At 72.8% G+C, this 21858-nt stretch carries 18 protein-coding genes; 3 read left to right on the top strand and 15 right to left on the bottom strand.

The window, feature by feature from the left end; genetic code table 11:
• Nucleotides 1-11: 11 nt before the first annotated feature.
• The 8 genes from ABT171_RS17865 to ABT171_RS17830 form a co-directional block, all read right to left on the bottom strand.
• Nucleotides 12-1010 (bottom strand): helix-turn-helix transcriptional regulator, encoded by a 999-nt coding sequence (locus ABT171_RS17865; protein WP_351244720.1) that lies wholly within the window; start codon nucleotides 1008-1010, stop codon nucleotides 12-14.
• A gap of 60 nt (nucleotides 1011-1070) precedes the next feature.
• The gene (gene aceE / locus ABT171_RS17860) at nucleotides 1071-3773 is read right to left on the bottom strand and encodes a pyruvate dehydrogenase (acetyl-transferring), homodimeric type (protein ID WP_351244718.1); all 2703 of its coding nucleotides are present in this window, start codon (nucleotides 3771-3773) and stop codon (nucleotides 1071-1073) included.
• Nucleotides 3774-4033: 260 nt separating this feature from the next.
• Nucleotides 4034-4657, bottom strand: coding sequence for a GntR family transcriptional regulator (locus ABT171_RS17855; RefSeq protein ID WP_351244716.1), 624 nt, complete (start codon nucleotides 4655-4657; stop codon nucleotides 4034-4036).
• A gap of 183 nt (nucleotides 4658-4840) precedes the next feature.
• Nucleotides 4841-6625, bottom strand: a complete 1785-nt coding sequence (gene sucB / locus ABT171_RS17850; protein ID WP_351244714.1) for a 2-oxoglutarate dehydrogenase, E2 component, dihydrolipoamide succinyltransferase — start codon at nucleotides 6623-6625, stop codon at nucleotides 4841-4843.
• A gap of 61 nt (nucleotides 6626-6686) precedes the next feature.
• On the bottom strand, nucleotides 6687-8075 hold the full coding sequence (gene lpdA / locus ABT171_RS17845) for a dihydrolipoyl dehydrogenase (RefSeq protein WP_351244712.1): 1389 nt from the start codon (nucleotides 8073-8075) through the stop codon (nucleotides 6687-6689).
• Between the two features lie 301 nt (nucleotides 8076-8376).
• Nucleotides 8377-9933 carry a leucyl aminopeptidase gene (locus ABT171_RS17840; protein ID WP_351244710.1) on the bottom strand — a complete coding sequence of 519 codons (1557 nt, stop codon included), beginning with the start codon at nucleotides 9931-9933 and terminating at the stop codon, nucleotides 8377-8379.
• A gap of 182 nt (nucleotides 9934-10115) precedes the next feature.
• Nucleotides 10116-10706: an RDD family protein gene (locus ABT171_RS17835; protein WP_351244708.1), complete on the bottom strand. Its 591-nt coding sequence runs from the start codon at nucleotides 10704-10706 to the stop codon at nucleotides 10116-10118.
• 72 nt (nucleotides 10707-10778) lie between these two features.
• Entirely contained in the window at nucleotides 10779-11564 is a 786-nt protein-coding gene (locus ABT171_RS17830; protein ID WP_351244706.1) for an adenosylcobinamide-GDP ribazoletransferase, read from the bottom strand.
• Between the two features lie 60 nt (nucleotides 11565-11624).
• Between ABT171_RS17830 and ABT171_RS17825 the strand changes: the two genes are divergently transcribed.
• Entirely contained in the window at nucleotides 11625-12389 is a 765-nt protein-coding gene (locus ABT171_RS17825; RefSeq protein WP_351244704.1) for a hypothetical protein, read from the top strand.
• On the opposite strand, the gene ABT171_RS17820 is transcribed toward ABT171_RS17825, so the two are convergent.
• The 3 genes from ABT171_RS17820 to cobT form a co-directional block, all read right to left on the bottom strand.
• Nucleotides 12329-13081 (bottom strand): hypothetical protein, encoded by a 753-nt coding sequence (locus tag ABT171_RS17820; RefSeq protein WP_351244702.1) that lies wholly within the window; start codon nucleotides 13079-13081, stop codon nucleotides 12329-12331. The two genes, ABT171_RS17825 and ABT171_RS17820, sit on opposite strands and share 61 nt — an antisense overlap.
• Nucleotides 13082-13106: 25 nt before the next feature.
• A complete protein-coding gene (locus ABT171_RS17815; protein ID WP_351244700.1) occupies nucleotides 13107-14957 on the bottom strand; it encodes a phosphatidylglycerol lysyltransferase domain-containing protein in 1851 nt (616 codons plus the stop codon).
• Nucleotides 14958-15105: 148 nt separating this feature from the next.
• A complete protein-coding gene (gene cobT, locus ABT171_RS17810; protein ID WP_351244698.1) occupies nucleotides 15106-16218 on the bottom strand; it encodes a nicotinate-nucleotide--dimethylbenzimidazole phosphoribosyltransferase in 1113 nt (370 codons plus the stop codon).
• A 133-nt stretch (nucleotides 16219-16351) separates the two neighbouring features.
• Here cobT and ABT171_RS17805 point away from each other — a divergent pair, with 133 nt between their 5' ends.
• A complete protein-coding gene (locus ABT171_RS17805; protein WP_351244696.1) occupies nucleotides 16352-17335 on the top strand; it encodes a class I SAM-dependent methyltransferase in 984 nt (327 codons plus the stop codon).
• A gap of 108 nt (nucleotides 17336-17443) precedes the next feature.
• On the opposite strand, the gene ABT171_RS17800 is transcribed toward ABT171_RS17805, so the two are convergent.
• A complete protein-coding gene (locus tag ABT171_RS17800; protein WP_351244694.1) occupies nucleotides 17444-18646 on the bottom strand; it encodes a bifunctional adenosylcobinamide kinase/adenosylcobinamide-phosphate guanylyltransferase in 1203 nt (400 codons plus the stop codon).
• A gap of 80 nt (nucleotides 18647-18726) precedes the next feature.
• Here ABT171_RS17800 and ABT171_RS17795 point away from each other — a divergent pair, with 80 nt between their 5' ends.
• Nucleotides 18727-18942: a hypothetical protein gene (locus tag ABT171_RS17795; RefSeq protein WP_351244692.1), complete on the top strand. Its 216-nt coding sequence runs from the start codon at nucleotides 18727-18729 to the stop codon at nucleotides 18940-18942.
• A 45-nt stretch (nucleotides 18943-18987) separates the two neighbouring features.
• On the opposite strand, the gene ABT171_RS17790 is transcribed toward ABT171_RS17795, so the two are convergent.
• From ABT171_RS17790 to ABT171_RS17780, 3 genes are all read right to left on the bottom strand, one after another.
• Nucleotides 18988-20061: a S1C family serine protease gene (locus ABT171_RS17790; RefSeq protein ID WP_351244690.1), complete on the bottom strand. Its 1074-nt coding sequence runs from the start codon at nucleotides 20059-20061 to the stop codon at nucleotides 18988-18990.
• Between the two features lie 178 nt (nucleotides 20062-20239).
• Nucleotides 20240-20941: a class I SAM-dependent methyltransferase gene (locus ABT171_RS17785; protein ID WP_351244688.1), complete on the bottom strand. Its 702-nt coding sequence runs from the start codon at nucleotides 20939-20941 to the stop codon at nucleotides 20240-20242.
• Nucleotides 20942-21024: 83 nt separating this feature from the next.
• Nucleotides 21025-21654: a DUF3043 domain-containing protein gene (locus ABT171_RS17780; RefSeq protein WP_351244686.1), complete on the bottom strand. Its 630-nt coding sequence runs from the start codon at nucleotides 21652-21654 to the stop codon at nucleotides 21025-21027.
• Between the last annotated feature and the right edge of the window lie 204 nt (nucleotides 21655-21858).

Below are 21858 nucleotides of genomic sequence, written 5' to 3'. Positions count from 1 at the left end.
ACGGCGGATCGTTACCCCGCGCCCGCGCCGTCGCCCGTACCGCCGTACAGCGCGGCCAGCCGGGCCGCGGTCGCCGCGAACCGCTCCCGCAGGCTCTCGGGGGCCAGCACCTCGACGTCCGCGCCGAGCGCCGTCAGCTGCGTGTGGGCGACCTCCTCGGACTCCACCGGCAGCGTGACCGTCACCCAGCCTTCCCCGTCCGGCTCGCCCACCCCGCTCAGCGCCTCCCGCGCCGACATCGGGTCGACGGCGTACCGCAGCCCCCGCACGCCCTCGGGGGACAGCCGTACGACCACCTCGGCGCGCAGCAGCGAGCGCGCGAACCGCTCGGCCTGCTCGGTCCAGTGGCCGGGCAGATCGAAGTCCGGATCACGGGCGAAGCGTTCCTCCAGCGGCTCCACCGCGCGGAACCGGTCGATCCGGTACGTCCGGAAGGAGCCGCCGCCGGCCACCCGCGCGCACAGGTACCAGACGCCCGCCTTCAGCACCAGTCCGTACGGCTCCAGCAGCCGCTCCACCTCCTCCGCCCCCCGCCGGTACCGGGCGGTGACCCGGCGGTCCTCCCACACCGCCTCCGCGACCACCGGCAGCAGCGCGGGCGTCTCCGGCTCCCGGAACCAGGCCGGCGCGTCCAGGTGGAACCGCTGCGCGGCGCTGTCCGGGGCGTCCCGCAGGGACGGCAGCAGCGCCGCGGACACCTTCAGCCGGGCGGCGGACGCGGCATCCTCCAGGCCCATCTCCCGCAGCGCCCCGGGCACCCCGCTCAGGAACAGCGCCTCCGCCTCACTCCTGGCCAGCCCCGTCAGCCGCGTCCGGTACCCGCCGATCAGCCGGTACCCGCCGGCCCGCCCCCGGTCCGCGTACACCGGCACCCCCGACTCCGACAGCGCCTGCGCGTCCCGTGTCACGGTCCGCTCCGACACCTCCAGCTCGCGGGCCAGCTCGGCGGCGGTCATGGAGGGCCGGGACTGCAAAAGAAGCACCATCTTGATGAGCCGGGCCGCACGCATGCGCTCATCATGCAGGAAGGGCCCCCACCGAAGTGGGGGCCCTTCCTGCTCGACCGGTCCTTACAGCCCGTACTTCTCCCGGGCCTCCTTGACCGCCGTGGCCTTCACCTCGCCGCGCTTGGCGAGCTGGGCCAGGGCCGCGACCACGATCGACTGGGCGTCGACGCCGAAGTGGCGGCGGGCGGCCTCACGGGTGTCCGACAGACCGAAGCCGTCGGCGCCCAGCGAGGAGTAGTCCTGCTCGACCCACTGCGCGATCTGGTCCGGGACCTGGCGCATGTAGTCGGAGACGGCCAGCACCGGGCCCTCGGCGCCCTGCAGCGCCTGGCGGACGTAGGGCACCCGCTCCTCGCCGCGCAGCAGGCCCGCGTCCGCCTCCATGGCGTCCCGGCGCAGCTCCGACCACGAGGTCGCCGACCAGACGTCGGCCGCGACACCCCACTCCTCGGCGAGCAGCCTCTGGGCTTCCAGGGCCCAGTGGATGGCCGTACCGGAGCCCAGCAGCTGGATGCGCGGGGCGTTCGCCGGGGCGGTCACGCCCGCGGACTCCGCCGTGTTGAAGCGGTACAGGCCCTTGACGATGCCCTCGTCGATGCCGAGACCCTGCGGCTTCGCGGGCTGCGGCAGCGGCTCGTTGTAGACCGTCAGGTAGTAGAAGACGTTCTGGTCCTCGCCCGGCTTGGCCTCGCCGTACATCCGGCGCAGACCCTCACGGACGATCACCGCGACCTCGTAGGCGAACGCGGGGTCGTAGGTGAGGGCGGCCGGGTTGGTGGCCGCGATGACCGGGGAGTGGCCGTCGGCGTGCTGCAGGCCCTCGCCCGTCAGGGTCGTACGGCCCGCCGTCGCGCCGACGAGGAAGCCGCGGCCGAGCTGGTCGCCGAGCTGCCACATCTGGTCGGCGGTGCGCTGCCAGCCGAACATCGAGTAGAAGATGTAGAACGGGATCATCGCCTCGCCGTGCGTCGCGTACGCGGTGGACGCGGCGATGAAGTCGGCCATCGAACCGGCCTCGGTGATCCCCTCGTTGAGGATCTGGCCGTTCTTGGCCTCCTTGTAGTACATCAGCTGGTCGCGGTCGACCGGCTCGTACGTCTGGCCCTTCGGGGAGTAGATGCCCAGGGACGGGAACAGGCTCTCCATGCCGAACGTGCGCGCCTCGTCCGGCACGATCGGCACCCAGCGCCTGCCCGTCTCCTTGTCGCGGACCAGGTCCTTGATGAGGCGGACGAAGGCCATCGTCGTCGCCACGTTCTGCGAACCGGAGCCCTTGTCGAAGGAGGCGAACGCCTTCTCGCCGGGGGCCGGCAGCGGGGCCAGCGCGTGCGTGCGGCGCGCCGGGGCGGGGCCGCCGAGGGCCGCGCGGCGCTCCTGGAGGTAGCGCACCTCGGGGGAGTCGGCGCCCGGGTGGCCGTAGGGGACCACGCCGTCGACGAAGTCGCTGTCCTTGATCGGCAGGCCGAGCAGGTCGCGCATCGCCTTGAACTCGTCCACCGAGAGCTTCTTCATCTGGTGGTTGGCGTTCTTCGACGCGAAGCCCTCGCCCAGGGTGTGGCCCTTGACCGTCTGGGCCAGGACCACGGTCGGCGCGCCCTTGTGCTCGACGGCGGCCTTGTACGCGGCGTAGACCTTGCGGGCCTCGTGACCACCGCGGGAGAGGTGGAAGCACTCCAGGATCTTGTCGTCGCTCAGCAGCTTCGCCATCTCGACGAGCGCCGGGTCGGCGCCGAAGAAGTCCTGGCGGATGTAGGCGGCGTCACGGGTCTGGTACGTCTGGATCTGCGCGTCCGGTACCTGGCGCAGACGGCGTACCAGCGCGCCGGTGGTGTCGAGCGCGAACAGCTCGTCCCAGGCGGTGCCCCACAGCGTCTTGACGACGTTCCAGCCGGCGCCGCGGAACTGGGCCTCCAGCTCCTGCACGATCTTGAAGTTGGCGCGGACCGGGCCGTCGAGGCGCTGCAGGTTGCAGTTGATGACGAAGGTGAGGTTGTCCAGCTCCTCACGGGCGGCGAGCGCGAGGGCCGCCGTCGACTCCGGCTCGTCCATCTCGCCGTCGCCGAGGAACGCCCACACGTGGGACGCGGAGACGTCCTTGATGCCGCGGTTGGTGAGGTAGCGGTTGAAGCGCGCCTGGTAGATGGCGGAGAGCGGGCCGAGGCCCATCGACACCGTCGGGAACTCCCACAGCCAGGGCAGGCGGCGCGGGTGCGGGTAGGAGGGCAGGCCGTTGCCCCCGGCCTCCTGGCGGAAGTTGTCGAGGTGGTGCTCGTTCAGCCGGCCGTCGAGGAAGGCGCGGGCGTAGATGCCGGGGGAGGCGTGGCCCTGGATGTACAGCTGGTCGCCGGAGCCGTCGCCCTCCTTCCCCTTGAAGAAGTGGTTGAAGCCGGTCTCGTACAGCCAGGCCGCGGAGGCGAAGGTGGCGATGTGGCCGCCGACGCCGTGCTTCGCGCCGCGGGTCACCATCGCGGCCGCGTTCCAGCGGTTCCAGGCGGTGATCCGGGCCTCCATCTCCGGGTCACCGGGCAGGGCCGGCTCCGCGGAGGTGGGGATGGTGTTGACGTAGTCCGTCTCGAGGAGCTTCGGCAGCGCGATGCCGCCCGCCTCGGCGCGCTCCAGCGTGCGCCGCATCAGGTACGCGGCGCGGTGCGGCCCGGCCTCCCTGGCGACGGCGTCGAGAGAGGCCTGCCATTCGGCGGTCTCCTCCGGGTCGCGGTCGGGGAGCTGGTCGAGCGCGCTCGGCTGGATGGCGTTGGGGTCGGTCATGTCGCCGCCTTCCTCAGTCGAAGGGGGTTCCCTCATCGGTAAGGGTTCGGGGGTGCCCTTGGTCTTTGGCAGGACAGGGCAGTCGGGCTTCGGTAGAAGTCCGTCGGCGACTGTAACTCCCTGATCGATGATCGATCAAAGGGTTGAGCTCGAAAACCTCTCGATTCCGAGAAAGTCGGCACCCGGTGCCTTCGGTGATGGCACCGGGTGACGCGGAATTGCCTTGTTTTCGCAGGTGAGCGCGGGGATGCTCGGCTGCGTCAGGCGCGCGGGGCGCAGCCCAGCACGTGTGCCTTCACCAGCTCCGCGATCCGCGGGTCCCGGCGCTTGAACGCCTGCACCAGCTCCTCGTGCTCCTCCGCGTACGACTGCTGGACCGTGCCCAGCCAGCGGATGGACAGCGCCGTGAACACCTCGATGCCCAGGCCCTCCCAGGTGTGCAGGAGCACCGAGTTGTCCGCGGCGCGGACGAGTTCGCGGTGGAAGCCGACGGTGTGCCGGACCTGGGCCGTGCCGTCGGCGTTGCGGTCGGCGTCGTAGAGCGCCGCCACGTGCGGCTCCAGGGCCGAGCAGTCCTCCGCGAGGCGGTCGGCCGCCAGCTCCGCCGCGATGGCCTCCAGGCCGGCCCGGACGGGGTAGCTCTCCTCCAGGTCGGCCGCCGTCAGGTTCCGTACGCGGACGCCCTTGTTCGGCGCGGACTCGATCAGGCGCAACGACTCCAGCTCGCGCAGGGCCTCGCGCACCGGGGTCTGGCTGACCTCCAGCTCGGTGGCGATCCGGCGCTCCACGATCCGCTCACCCGGCTGCCAGCGCCCGCTGACGATCCCTTCCACGATGTGCTCGCGGATCTGTTCGCGCAGCGAGTGGACGACGGGCGCGGTCATGAGGGCTCCTTCGGGAGGGCTGACGTTTAGACAATACGGCGCGTTCGCTCCGCGGGTAGGAGGGGTGGGGTCGCTTTCGCGCAGGTGAGACGAGCCTTACACGCACCGTGTGCCGGCAAACACGAAACGCCCCGCCCGGAGAAAGCTCCGGACGGGGCGTCGTACAGGCACAGGACCCGGGGACTACAGACCGAGCTCGACCTCGAACTCGCCCGCCTCCAGGATCGCCTTGACCGCCGTCAGGTAACGGGCCGCGTCGGCGCCGTCGACCAGGCGGTGGTCGTAGGAGAGGGTCAGGTAGGTCATGTCGCGGACGCCGATGACCGTGCCCTCCTCGGTCTCGATGACGGCCGGGCGCTTGACCGTGGCACCGATGCCGAGGATCGCGACCTGCCCCGGCGGCACGATGATCGTGTCGAACAGCGCGCCGCGCGAACCGGTGTTGGAGATGGTGAAGGTCGCGCCGGACAGCTCGTCCGGGGTGATCTTGTTGGCGCGGACCTTGCCCGCCAGCTCCGCCGTGGCCTTGGCGATGCCCGCGATGTTGAGGTCGCCGGCGTGCTTGATGACCGGGGTCATCAGGCCCTTCTCGGAGTCCACCGCGATCCCGATGTTCTCGGAGTCGAAGTAGGTGATCGTGCCCTCGGCCTCGTTGATCTTCGCGTTGATGACCGGGTGGGCCTTCAGCGCCTGGGCCGCCGCCTTCACGAAGAACGGCATCGGGGACAGCTTGACGCCCTCGCGCGCGGCGAAGGAGTCCTTGGCCTGGGCGCGCAGGCGCATCAGGCGGGTGACGTCGACCTCGACGACCGAGGACAGCTGCGCCTGCTCGTGCAGCGCCTTGACCATGTTGTCGCCGATGACCTTGCGGATGCGCGGCATCTTGACGGTCTGGCCGCGGAGCGGGGAGACCTCCAGCGCCGGGGCCTTCTTCGCGGCGGCCGGAGCAGCCGCGGCGGCCGGAGCCGGAGCAGCGGCGGCGGCCTTCGCGGCCTCGGCGGCGGCGATGACGTCCTGCTTGCGGATGCGCCCGCCGACGCCGGTGCCCTTGACGGTGGCCAGGTCGACGCCGTTCTCGGCGGCGAGCTTGCGCACCAGCGGGGTCACGTACGCGCCCTCGTCGGTCGCCTGGGTGGCGGTCGGGGAGGTCGGCGCGGTGGCCGGGGTGACCGGAGCCGGAGCCGGGGCCGGGGCGGGCGCCGGAGCGGCCGGGGCCGGGGCGGCAGCGGCGGGGGCCGGGGCAGCCGGGGCAGCCGGGGCCGGGGCGGTCGGAGCCGCGGGGGCGGCCGGAGCCGGGGCAGCGGCGGCGGGAGCCGGGGCCGGGGCGGCCGGAGCCGGAGCGGCGGCCGGGGCGGCACCCGGGGCGCCGATGACGGCGAGCTTGGCGCCGACCTCGGCGGTCTCGTCCTCGTTCACCACGATCTCCAGCAGCACGCCGGAGGCGGGCGCCGGGATCTCGGTGTCGACCTTGTCCGTGGAGACCTCAAGCAGCGGCTCGTCGGCCTCGACGGAGTCACCGACCGACTTCAGCCAGCGGGTGACGGTGCCCTCGGTGACGGACTCACCGAGCGCGGGCAGGACCACGTCCGTGCCCTCGGCGCCACCGGCCGGGGCGGCGGGGGCGGCCGGGGCCTCGGGGGCCGGGGCGGGGGCGGGGGCCTCGGCCACCGGAGCGGCCGGGGCCGGAGCGGCCTCGGCGGCGGGGGCCGGGGCGGCCGCCGGGGCGCCGGTGCCGTCGTCGATGACGGCCAGCTCGGCGCCGACCTCGACCGTCTCGTCCTCGGCGACCTTGATGGAGGCCAGCACACCGGCGGCCGGCGAGGGGATCTCGGTGTCGACCTTGTCGGTCGAGACCTCAAGCAGCGGCTCGTCGGCCTCGACGCGCTCGCCCTCGGCCTTCAGCCAGCGGGTGACAGTGCCCTCGGTGACGCTCTCACCGAGCGCCGGAAGGGTTACGGAAACCGCCATGGTTTCGGTTGCTCCTAACGAATTGCGGAAGTCTGTGTCGTCGCGCCCGTTGACCGAAGGCTCAGTCGTGGGAGTGCAGCGGCTTGCCGGCCAGCGCCAGGTGGGCCTCGCCGAGCGCCTCGCTCTGCGTCGGGTGGGCGTGGATGAGCTGGGCGACCTCGGCCGGCAGCGCCTCCCAGTTGTAGATCAGCTGGGCCTCGCCGACCTGCTCACCCATGCGGTCGCCGACCATGTGGACGCCGACCACCGCACCGTCCTTGACCTGGACGAGCTTGATCTCGCCCGCGGTCTTCAGGATCTTGCTCTTGCCGTTGCCCGCCAGGTTGTACTTCAGAACGACGACCTTGTCCGCGCCGTAGATCTCCTTGGCCTTGGCCTCGGTGATGCCGACGGAGGCGACCTCCGGGTGGCAGTACGTCACCCGCGGGACACCGTCGTAGTCGATCGGGACGACCTTCAGACCGGCCAGACGCTCCGCCACCAGGATGCCCTCGGCGAAGCCGACGTGCGCGAGCTGGAGCGTCGGGACGAGGTCGCCGACGGCGGAGATGGTCGGGACGTTGGTCCGCATGTACTCGTCGACGAGGACGTAACCGCGGTCCATGGCGACCCCGGCCTCCTCGTAGCCCAGGCCCTGCGAGACCGGGCCGCGGCCGACGGCCACCAGCAGCACCTCGGCCTCGAACTCCTTGCCGTCGGCGAGGGTGACCTTGACGCCGTCCTGGGTGTACTCGGCCTTCTGGAAGAAGGTGCCCAGGTTGAACTTGATGCCGCGCTTGCGGAACGCGCGCTCAAGAAGCTTCGAGCTGTTCTCGTCCTCGACCGGGACGAGGTGCTTGAGGCCCTCGATGACGGTGACGTCGGCACCGAAGGACTTCCACGCCGAGGCGAACTCGACGCCGATGACACCGCCGCCCAGGATGATCGCGGACTTCGGCACGCGGTCCAGGACGAGGGCGTGGTCGGAGGAGATGATCCGGTTGCCGTCGATCTCCAGGCCCGGCAGCGACTTCGGCACGGAGCCGGTCGCCAGCAGGACGTGGCGGCCCTGGATGCGCTGGCCGTTCACGTCGACGGAGGTGGGGGAGGACAGCCGGCCCTCACCCTCGATGTGCGTCACCTTCCGGGAGGCGATGAGACCCTGCAGGCCCTTGTACAGGCCCGCGATCACGTCGTCCTTGTACTTGTGGACGGCCGGTACGTCGATGCCCTCGAAGGTCGCCTTCACACCGAACTGCTCGCTCTCGCGGGCCTGGTCGGCGATCTCGCCCGCGTGCAGCAGGGCCTTGGTGGGGATGCAACCCCGGTGCAGGCAGGTGCCGCCGACCTTGTCCTTCTCGATCAGGGCGACGTCCAGGCCCAGCTGCGCCCCGCGCAGGGCCGCGGCGTAACCACCGCTACCACCGCCGAGGATCACTAGGTCGAAAACGGTGCTGGCGTCGTTCGCCACGTCACGTCCTCCATGCATGTGCGCCTTGCGCCGATCTCCGATGACCGGCGGGCGGCTGGTGTCCGGCCGCTTGATGCTTCGGCCCTTCGGTGGGGCCCTGTCCTGCCGGGCTCCATCTTTGCACTTGTTCGAGGCGGACGAGACGCCGGGCTGGGGTGTGAGACACCCCACGTACAGCTGAAAACGAAGGCGCGCGTGAGCAAGGGGCGCGGTGCTGTGCCCGGTATGCGGCTCCGCCGCGCGGGCGCGAGCACCCACGCGGCGGAGCCGTACTGCGGAACGGACCGCGCCCTCAGGCGATTCAGCCCAGGTCACCCGCGGCCGTGAGCTCCGCGAGACGCACCAGCGTCCGCACCGCGGAACCCGTACCACCCTTCGGCGTGTACCCGAACGGCCCGCCCTCGTTGAACGCCGGCCCGGCGATGTCGAGGTGCGCCCAGGTGATCCCCTCGCCCACGAACTCGCGCAGGAACAGACCCGCGACGAGCCCGCCGCCCATCCGCTCACCCATGTTCGCGATGTCGGCGACCTGGGACTCCATGCCCTTGCGCAGGTGCTCCGGCAGCGGCATCGGCCAGGCCGGCTCGCCGACCTCCTCCGCCGCCTCGAACACCGCGGAGCGGAACGCGTCGTCGTTGGCCATGACCCCGAACGTCCGGCTGCCCAGCGCCAGCATCATCGCGCCGGTGAGCGTCGCGACGTCCACGATCGCGTCCGGGTTCTCCTGCGAGGCCGCCCACAGCGCGTCGGCGAGCACCAGCCGGCCCTCGGCGTCGGTGTTGAGGACCTCCACGGTCTTGCCGCTGTACATGCGCAGCACGTCACCCGGGCGCACCGCGGAGCCGGATGGCATGTTCTCGGCCAGCGCCAGCCAGCCGGTGATGTTGACCTCCAGGCCGAGGCGCGCGGCGGCGACGACGGCGGCGAACACGGCCGCCGCACCGCTCATGTCGCACTTCATCGTCTCGTTGTGCCCGGCCGGCTTCAGTGAGATGCCGCCCGAGTCGTAGGTGATGCCCTTGCCGACGAAGGCGAGGTGCTTGGCCGCCTTCGGGTGCGTGTACGACAGCTTCACCAGGCGCGGGGTGGCCGCCGAACCGCCGCCGACGCCGAGGATGCCGCCGTAGCCGCCCTTGGCCAGCGCCTTGTCGTCGAGCACCTGCACCTTGAGGCCGTGCTCCTTGGCCGCGGTCTGCGCGAGGCCGGCGAAGATGGCCGGGGTGAGGTCGTTCGGCGGGGTGTTGATCAGATCGCGGGCGCGGTTCAGCTCCTCGGTGACCGCGACGGCGCGGGCGACGGCGCCCTTGTGGGCGGCGTCGCGCGGCTTGCCGCCGAGCAGCGTGGCCTCGGCCAGCGGCGCCTTGCCGTTCTTGGCCTTCCCGCCGTTGCCGTTCTCCTTGTAGACGTCGAAGGAGTACGCGCCGAGCAGCACACCCTCGGCGATCGCGCCGACGGCGCCCGGGCCGTCGACGGGCAGCGCGAACGCGGCCTTCTTCGAGCCGGCCAGCGCCCGGGCCGCCACGCCGGCGGCCTTGCGCAGCGCCTCGGCGTCGTAGCCCTCGTCGGCCGCGTTCCCGGCCTTGGCGTCCGGCTCCGTGCCCAGGCCGACCGCCACGACGAGCGGTGCCTTGAAGCCGGCCGGAGCGGGCAGCTTCGTCAGCTCGCCCTCGGCACCCGAGGCGCCGAGGGTCTCCAGGACGCCGGCCAGCTTGCCGTCGTACGCCTTGTCCACGGCCTCGGCGCCCGGCGCGATGACGAGGTCCCCGGACCTGGATCCAGCGCCCTTGGCGACACCGATCACGATCGCGTCGGCCCGCAGGCCGGGCGCCGCTGCGGTGCTGAGAGTCAGAGCAGTCACGGTGGTGAATTCTCGCTTCCGATGTGAAGTTGCTGTGGCCGATGTGGGGTGGGTCGACCGGGCCCGAGAGCCGACCCTAGGTCCAAACCTGGGCGCAGGTGGCAACCGGGGCCTTCACCCTGTCGGCGAACACCCGGGACGAGACTACGCGCGTATGCCCGTTCGCTCATTCCTTCGGGTGGTCACCCGCGTGTGGCGTGGTGGCCACCCAACGCGCCCACGACCGAGGTACCGGCCATCCGGTCGGCGAGGGAGCGGCGGCCGGGGAAGAACACCGTCAGCGCGTTGACCAGGAACAGCACCACCGCGACGGCCCACACCAGCACCGACAGTGCGACGTGCCCCTCGATCAGCAGAACGCAGGCCAGCGCGTACGCCGCGACGTCGGCGGCGGTGCTGACCGCGGCCCGGCGCAGGGCGTGCCGGGACAGCCGCGGGGTGACCCGCAGGCCGAGCAGGCCCTTGCCGAGGGTGCGGCCGAGCCAGCTGAGGCAGGCCCACTGGTAGAGGAACGTGACGAGGACGAGCGCCCCGAAGGCCTCCTCGACGTCCAGGACCACCGTGTCCCAGAGGGACAGGCCGAGGTGCTCGGAGGCGCCGATGACGTCGCCGCGCGAGGTGACGAGGTCGAGGCCGCCCTTCGTCGCCAACCCGGGCACGTCCGTCACCAGCGCGGTGATCCTGTGGAAGGTGAGGACGGCCAGCAGGGTGGCCGCCGCCACGACGAGTGCGAAGTCTATGGACCAGGCCAGGGTGCGGCGCAGCCTCAGCACGGAGATCCCCCGATCATGCTTACTTGTCCGTGTACTGGCGGAGAGCTTAGCGTTCGGCGTCTGCCGGGCGCCTCAGTTGCCCAGGGCCAGGACCACCAGCGCGGTCGTCGCGGCCGTCTCCTCCAGTGCGCCGAAGACGTCCCCGGTGACTCCGCCGAAGCGGCGCACGCAGCGGCGCAGCAGGAGTTCGGCGGCGGCGAGAGCCAGCAGCACCGCCGCCGCCGCGCGCACGGCGCCGTACGGGCCGGACGTCCAGCCCCCGGTGGCCGAACCGAGCGTGACCGCGGCCGCGACCGCCCCCGCCCCCGTCACCGGTACCACCCCGGCCACCGCCGCTCCCAGCCCCTCCGGCCGGGCGGCCGGCACCCCGGTGCGGGCGGCCCAGGTGAGGGCGAGCCGGGCGGCGACCGCCGAGGTCACGGCAGCGGCGGCACCTCGTGCCCAGGAGTCGCCGTACAGCTGGGCCAGCACGGCGACTTGGGCCAGCAGGGTCAGGACGAGGGTGATGACCCCGAACGGGCCGATGTCCGACTGCTTCATGATCCTGAGGGCGTCCTCCGCGGGCTTGCCGCTGCCCAGACCGTCGGCGGTGTCGGCGAGCCCGTCCAGGTGCAGGCCCCGGGTCAGGGCGGCGGGTACGGCGACCGAGGCGACCGCGGCGAGCAGCGGGCCGGCGCCCAGGAGGAGCAGGAGCAGCCCGAGTCCGGCCGCGCAGGCGCCCACGACCAGTCCGGCGACCGGGGCACCCAGCATGCCGCCGCGTGCGGCCTGCCGGTCCCAGCGGTGCACCCGGACGGGCAGCACGGTGAGGGTGCCGAAGGCGAAGCGGAGGCCGTCGAGAGGACTGGACTTGAGCACCGGCGAAGGTTATCCGGCGGTCGCGGAGCCGCGGTCCGCGCCCGGGGATAGGGTGCGCATATGGGGCACTGGTGGGTACGGAACATCGTCGAACCGGGCAAACTCCCGCTGCTGCTCGCCCTCACCGCCCTCCTGCTGACCTTCGTGATCACCCGGGTGATCACCCGGCTGATCCGGGCCGGCAAGGGCCCGTTCGGCAACGTCAAGGCGGGCGGGCTGCACATCCACCACGTCGTCCCCGGGGTCGTCCTGACCGTCGTCGGCGGATTCGGCGCGGTCGCCAGCGACCGGCACGGTACGGGCGGCGCCATCGCCGCCGTCCTGTTCGGGACGGGTGCCGGTCTGGTGCTGGACGAGTTCGCACTGATCCTGCACCTGGACGACGTCTACTGGACCGAGGAGGGCCGCAAGAGCGTCGAGGCCGTCGTGCTCACCGCCGCGCTCGTCGGGCTGCTGCTGGCCGGTTTCGCGCCGTTCGGCGTGAACGACCTCTCCCAGCAGGAGCTGGCCAGCCGGGGCACGGTCATCTCCACCATCGCCGGGAACTTCCTGCTCTCCCTCGTGGCCCTGAGCAAGGGCAAGGCGCGCGTCGCGGTGTTCGGTGTGATCGTGCCGCTGGTCGCGCTCGTCGGCGCGATCCGGCTCGCCCGCCCCGGCTCCCCGTGGGACCGGCGCTTCTACGGCCGCCGCCCCCGCGCCCGCGCCAAGGCGGCCCTGCGTGCCTGCCGCCACGAACGCCGCTGGTCCCGGCCGCGCCGCGCCGTTCAGGACTGGATCGGCGGCAAGCCCGACCCGCCCCCGGCCCGGCTGCCCGGCCGCCGCTGACCGACCCGCAGCAGACGGCCGTACGCGCCCTCCAGCCCGTGCCCACGGCGGTGCCGCAGCGCCACCGCGAGGCACAGCATCCCCACGGCCATCAGCGCGGCCAGATGTTCCTTGCCCGCCAGGTTCTCCTTGACCAGCACCTCGGCGACCATCGCCAGGGTCACCGCGCCCGAGGTGAGGTAGGCGCCGTACCGCCAGCTCACGAACACGGCGAGCCCCACCACCGCCGCCGACGGGCCGGTGTCCACCACCTGCGCGTCCGTCCAGGGCAGCCCGAACGGGGCGTGCGTGCCGAGCGTGATGCCGATGCGGGCGTACAGCGTCCCGGCGAGCGTGGCGACGTAGGCGATGGCCAGCGTCCGCCACCAGCCCATGCACACCTCGGCGATCCCGAACACCAGCAGGATCTGCGCCAGCGCGCCCCACACCGGCAGGTCCGGCGCCGGCACGAACAGCGACAGGGGAGTGCGCAGCAGGGCCAGCCACAGCGGGTCCTCGGCCCGTACGCCACCCGCCTTCTGCACGAGCTCGTAGCCCCACGACTGGTTCTGCACGTACTGCAGCAGGGCCGTCAGACACACCGCCCCGAGCGCCATCGGGACCGCCCGCAGGCGCCGCTTCGGCAGTGCCTCCCGTACGGTGACGTACAGCAGGCCCCATTCCTCACGTGCCCAGCGGGCGAGCGTTCCCATCAAGCGTTCCTCATCCCCCGTACGGTCATCTGTGCGTGCCGGGGTGCCCGGCACGCGTGCTCGCCGCGATCGCACGCACCAGACGCCGCGGGGCCCGCCCTCCGGGCGGACGCCGGGAATCCGGCGACAGGCCCCCCAGGAACCCCTCCGCGCGGGCCGAGGCGAGGCCGATGCGCAGCAGGTCCGCGCTCTTCTCGAAGAGCAGGAACCGCGGCTCCCAGATGGGCCGGTACTTGGCGTTGGCGCGGTACAGCGACTCGATCTGCCACCAGCGCGAGAAGAAGCTGAGCAGCGACCGCCACAGCCTCAGCACCGGACCGGCACCGAGACGAGCGCCACGTTCGAAGACCGAACGGAACATCGCGAAGTTCAGTGACACCTGGGTGATCTGGATCTCGTCGGCCCGCCGCAGCAGCTCGATGACCATGAACTCCATCAGCCCGTTCTCGGCGTGCCGGTCGCGGCGCATCAGGTCCAGGGACAGCCCGTGCGGCCCCCACGGCACGAAGGAGAGCAGGGCGCGCAGCCGGCCCTCGGCGTCCGTGCACTGCAGCATCACGCACCGCCCGTCCCCGGGGTCCCCGAGCCGGCCGAGCGCCATGCTGAAGCCGCGCTCGGTCGCCCCGTCCCGCCAGTCGTCCGCGCGCTCGACGAGATACGCCATCTCGTCCGCCGGGATGTCCTCGTGGCGCCGGATCCGCACCTCGTACCCGGCCCGCTTCACCCGGTTGTAGGCCTGCCGGACCGTCCGCATCGCCCGGCCCTCCAGCGTGAACTCGGCGACCTCCACGATCGCCTCGTCGCCGAGTTCCAGGGCGTCCAGACCGTGCCGCGCATAGACGGTCCCCGCCTCCTCGCTCGCCCCCATCACCGCCGGGATCCAGCCGTGCGCCCGCGCCTCGGCCAGCCACGGCGCGATCGCGCCCGGCCAGGCCTCGGGATCCCCGAGCGGATCGCCGGAGGCCAGGCTCACCCCGCCGACCACCCGGTAGGCGACGGCCGCCTTCCCGGTCGGCGACCACACCACGCTCTTCTCCCTGCGCAGCGCGAAGTAGCCCAGCGAGTCCCGCTCGCCGTGCCGCTCCAGGAGGGCCCGCAGCTGCTTCTCGTCGTCCTCGGTGAGCGGGTCGACGGCGCGCCGGGAGCGGAAGGCGGCGTAGAGCACGGCGAGGACGAGGGCCGTGCTGAGCACGTTCACGGCGACGTTGGCCCAGTTCGGCGGGTCGATCGCCTGGAAGCGGGCCTCTTCGGCGGCCACCGACACCAGGCGCAGGGTGCCGTAGTGCCAGCGCTCCAGGAAGGTCGAACGGGCCGCGTCCGGCGCCTGGTTGGTGACGGTCACCAGCAGCGCGGCGAGCAGACTGGCCACGAGCCCGCCGCCGACGGCGACCGTCGCCGCCAGCCGCGGGTTGGACCGGTCGCCCTTGGCGTAGAACTCCCGGCGGCCCACCAGCAGCGCGGCGACGAACGCGGCCGTGAGGACGAGCGAGATCCAGTTCTGCGGGTACCGCTGGATCTCCGGGAACGCCATGGCGAGTGCGAACAGGGCGAGGAAGGACCCGCTGAGCGCGAGGTTGAGGATCCAGGCGGCCCGCTTTCTGCGCCGCATGGTGATGGCCAGGAACGCGGTGAAGACGCCCGAGGCGAAACCGGCCGTCAGCAGGTACGGGGTGAAGAAGTCGTCCTGGTTGTGCCGGCGCACGTCCTGGCCGAGCGAGACCCAGACCGCGCTGAGGAAGTTGATGAAGGCGACGGTCCGCAGATACCAGACGGCGAAGGCGGCGGCCCGTCGGGAGGCCCCGGTGGACCGCCGCCCCTCCGCACCCGGGCGCCCCGGTTCGGCCTGCTGCCGCACGGCAATTCGGGCATCTCCCATGGGGCAGGATGATATGGGCGCTGCCCGGGCCAACCGCACTTTTCCGGCCCCCGTGGCGTGCGTACGGTGTACGGCCGACCCGGTGCCGATTCCGGCGGTGCCGATTCCGGCGGTGCCGATCCGGCGGCGCCGAACCGGCCGGACCCGACTACTCCGTCGCCTCTTCCGGCTCCTTCACGGCAGGCCCTTCCGGCTCCTTCTCCGAAGGCTCTTCCGGATCCTTCTCGGGAAGCTCGGCGGCCAGCGCCGCCGCGGCCCGGACCAACGGCAGCGCCAGCAGCGCCCCCGTACCCTCGCCGACCTTCACCCCCTGCTCCAGCAGCGGTTCCAGGGCCATCCGGTCCAGCGCCTTCGCCTGCCCCGGCTCCCCGCTGTCGTGTCCGGCCAGCCACCAGTCCGGCGCCCGGAAGGCGACCCGCTGGGCGACCAGCGCGCACGCGGCGGCCACCACCCCGTCCAGGATCACCGGCAGCTTCCGCACCGCGCACTGCAGCAGGAACCCGGTCATCGCCGCCAGGTCCGCGCCGCCCACGGCCGCCAGCAGCTGCAGCTGGTCCCCGAGCACCGGCCGCGCCCGCCTGAGCGCGTCCCGGATCGCCGCACACTTGCGCATCCACGCCAGATCGTCGATCGCGAGCCCGCCCCGCCCGGTCACCACCGACGCGTCGGTCCCGCACAGCGCGGCGATCAGCACCGCCGCGGCCGTGGTCCCGCCCACGCTGATGTCGCCGAGCACCACCAGGTCCGTACCCGAGTCGGCCTCCTCGTCGGCGACGGCGACACCCGCGCGCAGCGCCGCCTCGGCCTCCTCCGGGGTGAGCGCGTCCTCGACGTCGATGCGGCCGCTGCCGCGCCGCACCCGGTGCCGCACGACGTCCTCCGGGAAGGCGTCCGGCGCGCAGTCCAGGGCCATGTCCACGACCCGCACGGGCACCTCCTGGCGCCGCGCGAGCACGGACACCGGGCTCGCGCCCTCCAGTACGGCCCGCACCAGCTGCGCGGCACTGCCGGCCGGACGCGCCGACACGCCCAGTTCGGCGACTCCGTGGTCACCGGCGAAGAGGATCACCCGCGGCCGCTCCACGGTCCGTACCGGTACGGCGCTCTGCGCGGCGGACAGCCACTCGCCCAGCTCGTCGAGGCGTCCCAGCGCCCCGGGCGGCACGATCTGGCGCTCCCGCCGGGTCTCGGCGTCACGGCGCACGCCCCCGTCCGGGCGCTCGATCAGATCGGTGAAGTCGTCGAGATTAAGCCTGCTCATTCGCCGAACAGTACCGCCAGAGAACGCACGCTTCCGCGCCACATCGCCACCACACCCCCATGACGTCATTGCACCCAAGATCGCGATCCCATACGTTCCGGTTTGCAGCGGAATGTCGCACAGGGAGCCGCCCATGCCGACCTCGCCCTTCACGCCGACGACCCACCCCCGGTCGGCCGACCCGTTCCTGGAGCCACGCCGCGAGAACTGCCCCTGGTGCGGCTCCGCACGGCTGCGCACCCGGGTGCGCGCGCGAGACCCCCTGCGCCACCGGCCCGGCAGGTTCGCCGTCGACCAGTGCCGTGACTGCGCCCATGTCTTCCAGAACCCCCGGCTCACGGCGGAAGGCTTCACCTTCTTCCACCGGGACTTCTACGAACGGCACCTGGAGGAGTTCACCGCCCGGATCCGCTCCGCCGAGGCGGTCCGCCGCCGGCACCGCGCCACCGCCCGCAAGCTGTCGGCGCTGGCCGAGGCGGAGAGCTGGCTGGACGTGGGCACGGGGCACGCCGGCTTCCCCGAGGCGGCGAAGGAGTTCTTCCCCTACACGAGCTTCGACGGCCTGGACCCGACGGCCCGGGTGCAGCAGGCGCAGCTGCAGGAGCGGGTCGAGGAGGCCCACCGCGGCTACCTCTCCACCCCCGGAATGACGGCCCGGCTGCGCGCCCGCTACGACGTGGTCAGCATGTTCCGGCATGTGGAGCACGCGCCCGACCCGCGCGCCGAACTCCGCGCGGCCCTGACGGTCCTGCGCCCCGGCGGCCACCTCGTCGTGGAAGTCGCCGACCCGCGCTGCGCGTTCGCCGCGCTGCTCGGCAGGCTCTGGTTGCCGTACGGCCAGCCCCGCCACCTGCACCTGATGCCGTTGGCCAACCTGCGTGCGGAGTTGGAGTCCCTGGGCTGCACGATCCTCGTCACGGACCGGTGTGCGCCGCACATCCCCTACGACCTGTCCGGCGCCGTCGCCCTGGCCTCGGCCGCGCATCCGCTGCTGAGGATCGCCGCGGCGCCCCTGCTGGACCTGGCGTCGGCCGTGGACCACATCCTGGCACCCGTGTTCCGCCGCACCGCGTTCTCCAACGCGTACCGAATCGTGGCCCGCAAGGACCGCGGCTGACCTCGGGTGCGTCGTGGCTGGTCGCGCCCACGCGGCGGAGCCGCACATTGATACAGCCCCGCGCCCCCGGGGAGCGGCAGCCCGCCCTGCCGTGCGGGCGGTCGTGCCTCAGCCCCGGAGCACCAGAGCCTGGCCCGCGACAACCAGCAGCACCTGCTCGCACTCCGCCCCGAACGCCGCGTTCAGCCGCCCCAGTTCATCCCGGTACCGGCGGCCGGAGGCAGTCGCCGGCACGATCCCCGACCCCACCTCGTTGGACACGGCGACCACGGTCCGCCGGGTACGGCGCACCGCGTCCGCCAGCTCCCGCACCCGCTCCCGCAGGGACTTCTCACCCCCGCCCGCCCACTCCGCGTCGTCCCACGCCCCCACCGAGTCCATGACGTCCGTCAGCCACAGCGACAGACAGTCGATCAGCAGCGGCGGCCCGTCCTCGCGGAGCAACGGCACCAGGTCCGTCGTCTCCGCCGTACGCCACGACCCCGGCCGCCGCTCCCGGTGCGCGGCCACCCGCTCGGCCCACTCGCCGTCCCCGCCGCGCGTCCCGCCGGTCGCCACGTACAGCACGTCCGGGAAGGACTCCAGGCGCTGCTCGGCCTCCACCGACTTGCCCGAGCGCGCCCCGCCCAGCACCAGGGTCCGGCGCGGCACGTCCGGTACGTCCTCGTACGCGCCGACGGTCAGCGTCGTACCGTCGGCGACCGCCCGCGCCCCGGCCGCCGCCAGCCGGCGCCGCAACTCCGGGCCGGGCGGCACATCGTGGTCGAGGTGGACGGCGATCACGTCCGTGGTCGGACCGGCGGCGCCGACCGCCCGCAGCCGGGCCAGCGCGTCCGGGCGGCCCACGACGTCCGCGAGGACCATGTCGTACGACTCCGCCGTCGCCTCCTCCAGACCGGCCGGCGCCCCGTCCGGCGGCAGATACAGCAGCCGCTGCCCGGCCGGCCCGGTCACGGCGTACCCGGTGCCGCCCGCGTCCATCGCCACGGCCCGCACCCGATGCCCCGTCAGCAGCGCCAACTCCCGCCCGTCCGGTACCCGCCCGGGCTGCGGCAGTCCGGCCGGCACCTCCACCACCGGCCCGTTGTGCGGATGGGACAGCAGCACCTGCCGTACCCCGGCCAGCGAATGCCCGGCCCGCGCCGCCGCGAACGCCGCGCCCGGCGTCAGATCGAGCAGCAGCGCCCCGTCCACCAGCACGGCCGTGGCCGCCCGGGCGTCGGGCCCCAGCGCGGTGGCGCAGGCGGCGCAGGGGCAGTCGGGCCGGGGCAGTCCGGCAGGGGCGCCGGTACCGAGCAGAGTCACGTCCACGGATCGATTTTCGCCTGTCCGACCAGCTCTTGCGCTTCCGGCTAGTCTTCCGGCAGGTGTTGGATCACAAGGAGGCCCACATGACGGCATGGACGTGGCGGTTCGAGAAGGCCGACGGGACGGAGGTCCAGCCCGCGGTGCAGCCCGAGGAGTTCACCACCCAGGGCGATGCCGAGTCCTGGATCGGCGAGCACTGGAAGGCGCTGCTGGAGGGCGGGGCCGACCAGGTGCGGCTGTTCGAGGAGAACACCGAGATCTACGGGCCGATGAGCCTGCGTGCCGCCATGGAGGCGTAGGCACGACCCTCCGGGGGTACGGCTCGGGGCCGTACCCCCGCTGTCTCACTGCTCGCCCAGCGTCACCTCCGCCGTCCGTTCGGCGCCGTCCCGCTGGAAGGTCACCGTCGTCCGCTGGCCCGGCCTGTCCGCCGCCAGCGCCTCCGAGAGGGAGGTGATGGTGGTGATGGGCTGGTCACCCAGTCCGGTGATGATGTCGCCGGGGCGCAGGCCCGCCTTGTCGGCCGCGCCGCCGCTCGCGACGGTGACCACCGCGACCCCGGCGGGCTGGTAGCGGTCGTCGACGACCGTCCGCGCGGTGATGCCGAGCGCGGCCCGCCCGGAGTCGACGACCTTGCCGTGCTTGACGATCTGTCCGGCGACCGTCTTGGCCATGGACGCCGGGATCGCGAACCCGATGCCGGGCGCCGCGCTGCCCCCCAGGTCGGGGTCGGCGGCGGCGAGCGTCGGGATGCCGATGACCTGCCCGGCGAGGTTCACCAGCGCGCCGCCGCTGTTGCCGGGGTTGATGGCCGCCGAGGTCTGCACCATGTTCGCGATCGTCGCGCCGGTACCCCCGCCCGCGCTGCTCTCGCTGACGGTCCGCCCGGTCGCCGAGACGATGCCCTGGGTCACGCTGGAGGACAGCCCGAGCGGCGAGCCCATGGCCAGCACGATCTGGCCGACCTCCACCTTCTCGGAGTCGCCGAACTCCGCCGCCTTCAGCCCCTCCGGCACCCTGTCCAGCTTGATCACGGCCAGGTCCTGCTCGGGGTAGGAGTACACCAGGCGCGCGGTGAGCGGCTCCTCGCTGTTGGCCGTGGTCACCTGGAAGGTCTTCTCCGACTGGACCACGTGCGCGTTGGTGACGATGTGTCCCTTGCCGTCGTAGACCACTCCGGAGCCCAGGCCGTGGCTCGCCTGGATCTGCACGACCGACGGCAGGACCTCCTTGATGACCTTCTGGTACTGGGCCTGCAGATCACTCACCGCCTGCGGCACGGCCGCCCGCGCGGGTGCGGCGGTGCCCTGGCCGGCCGGAGCGGCGGAGCCGGTGCAGCCGGCGACGAGGATCGCGCAGCACGCCAGGGCGACGACGGACACGGCCTTCCGGAGGGCACGGCTGAGGAGAGCGTCCATGCCCCGAGTCTCACCGCGCGATGATCACCAGGCCCGCGCTGTTCCGCCGAACGGCTTCAGCCGCGTACGCCGCACAGTGCAGAGGCGCGCCCGGCGCGCTCCTCGGCGGCGAGCAGTGCCTCCAGGGCGTCCGGGATCGGCGTGTTGTCCGTGGCCCTGGTTGTGGTGCCGAAGGGTCTCAGCCGCGGACGCCGCACAGGTGCAGGAGTGCCGCGACCCCGCGGTAGGGGTCCGTGCGTCCGGCCCGCTCCTCGGCGGCGAGCAGTGCCTCCAGGTCGTCCGGGATCGGCGCGTCGTCCGCCGCGGTGTCCGTGAAGACCCGGACGCCGTACCAGGCGTGCAGCGGGGCCGCGATGCCGGCGAGCGTCGCGGTGAGCGCCGACAGCCGGTCGGCGCGGACGTCCAGGCCCAGGCGGTTGCGATAGGCGGTCGTGTCGAAGGCGGCCAGCGCGCCCGCCCAGTCACCGGCGAGGCCCGGCCGCATGGCGAGCGCGTCGCCGTTGCGGACCAGCAGGGAGAGGAGTCCGCCGGGGGCGAGCATCCGCGCCAGCCCCGCCACCAGCGGGTCGGGGTCCTCCACGTACATCAGCACCCCGTGGCACAGCACCACGTCGAAGCTGCCCGGCAGGAAGTGCACACCGGTGTCCCGCCCGTCGCCCTGCACCAGCCGCACCCGCTCACGGATGCCCTCCGGCTCGGCGGCCAGCGCCTCGTGCGCGGCGGCGATCATCGTCGCGTCCTGCTCGACCCCGGTCACCTGATGGCCGAGCCGGGCCAGCCGCAGCGCCTGCGTGCCCTGGCCCATCCCCACGTCGAGCACCCGCAGCCGCTGCCCGACCGGGAACCGCCCGGCTATCTGCTCGTCCAGCTGCCGGGCCACCAGCTCCTGGCGTACGACATCACGCAGCCTGCCCAGCTTGCTCAGCCAGACCTCGGCCGCGCCCCCGGTGAAAGCCTCTGCGCTCAGGGCCGCTCTCCGCGCTTGACCTGCGGCTTCGGCAGCCGGAGCCGGCGCATCTGGAGGGAGCGCATCAGGGCGTAGGCCACCGCGCCCCGCGTGTTCTGGTCGGGGAAGCGCTCCTTGAGCCGCTTCTTCAGCCGGAAGCCGCTGAACGCCGCGTCGAGCACGATCAGCACGATCACCACCAGCCACAGCAGCAGCGCGATCGACTGGATCGCCGGCACCCGCACCACGCTCAGCACCAGGATCACCACGGCGAGCGGCAGGAAGAACTCCGCCACGTTGAACCGCGAGTCCACCCAGGCGCGGGCGAACTTGCGGACCGGCCCCTTGTCCCGGGCGGGCAGATAGCGCTCGTCACCGCTGGCCAGCGCCTGGCGCTGCCGCTCCAGGGCCTGGCGCCGCTCCTCGCGCTGACGCTTCGCGGCCTCCTTGCGGGTGGTGGGCGTGTGGGCCACGCTGCGCCGCTGGGACTGGGCCTCACTGCGCTTGGGCGTGGGCCTGCCCTTCGGGGCCTGCGGGTCACGGGGCTGCTTGGAGAGGTCCACCTGCGCCTTGTCGGCGGTCGGGGCCTTCTCGTCCTTGGCACGGCTACGGAACACAAAACCCAAGGGTAAGGGCTGCACCGGCATGGACCCCAGTCCGGCCGGGAACGATCCGGCAACACCGGACGTCTGTAGGGGGACAGAGGGGACGTTCCGGTGGGGGCCGGCGGAGGACTGGTGGGGGATCACCTACTCCTTGCGCCGGAGCGGTAGCGTCCGCAGTCGTCCTCGGGGATGAGCGCATCACTCCCCGAACAGTGCGGTAATGGAGTCAGGGCCCGTACTGTGGGT

It is taken from the genome of Streptomyces sp. NPDC001851, assembly GCF_040297165.1.
Lineage (GTDB): Bacteria > Actinomycetota > Actinomycetes > Streptomycetales > Streptomycetaceae > Streptomyces.
This window is presented reverse-complemented; position numbering and strand designations above follow the sequence as displayed.

Bases quoted from the DNA above. Each gene is read 5' to 3' on its own strand.
- ABT171_RS17780 (WP_351244686.1), bottom strand. From the start codon at position 21,654: ATGCCGGTGCAGCCCTTACCCTTGGGTTTTGTGTTCCGTAGCCGTGCC.
- ABT171_RS17795 (WP_351244692.1), top strand. From the start codon at position 18,727: ATGACGGCATGGACGTGGCGGTTCGAGAAGGCCGACGGGACGGAGGTC.
- cobT (WP_351244698.1), bottom strand. From the start codon at position 16,218: ATGAGCAGGCTTAATCTCGACGACTTCACCGATCTGATCGAGCGCCCG.
- ABT171_RS17825 (WP_351244704.1), top strand. From the start codon at position 11,625: ATGGGGCACTGGTGGGTACGGAACATCGTCGAACCGGGCAAACTCCCG.
- ABT171_RS17820 (WP_351244702.1), bottom strand. From the start codon at position 13,081: ATGGGAACGCTCGCCCGCTGGGCACGTGAGGAATGGGGCCTGCTGTAC.
- aceE (WP_351244718.1), bottom strand. From the start codon at position 3,773: ATGACCGACCCCAACGCCATCCAGCCGAGCGCGCTCGACCAGCTCCCC.
- ABT171_RS17805 (WP_351244696.1), top strand. From the start codon at position 16,352: ATGCCGACCTCGCCCTTCACGCCGACGACCCACCCCCGGTCGGCCGAC.
- ABT171_RS17865 (WP_351244720.1), bottom strand. From the start codon at position 1,010: ATGCGTGCGGCCCGGCTCATCAAGATGGTGCTTCTTTTGCAGTCCCGG.
- ABT171_RS17855 (WP_351244716.1), bottom strand. From the start codon at position 4,657: ATGACCGCGCCCGTCGTCCACTCGCTGCGCGAACAGATCCGCGAGCAC.
- ABT171_RS17790 (WP_351244690.1), bottom strand. From the start codon at position 20,061: ATGGACGCTCTCCTCAGCCGTGCCCTCCGGAAGGCCGTGTCCGTCGTC.
- sucB (WP_351244714.1), bottom strand. From the start codon at position 6,625: ATGGCGGTTTCCGTAACCCTTCCGGCGCTCGGTGAGAGCGTCACCGAG.
- ABT171_RS17815 (WP_351244700.1), bottom strand. From the start codon at position 14,957: ATGGGAGATGCCCGAATTGCCGTGCGGCAGCAGGCCGAACCGGGGCGC.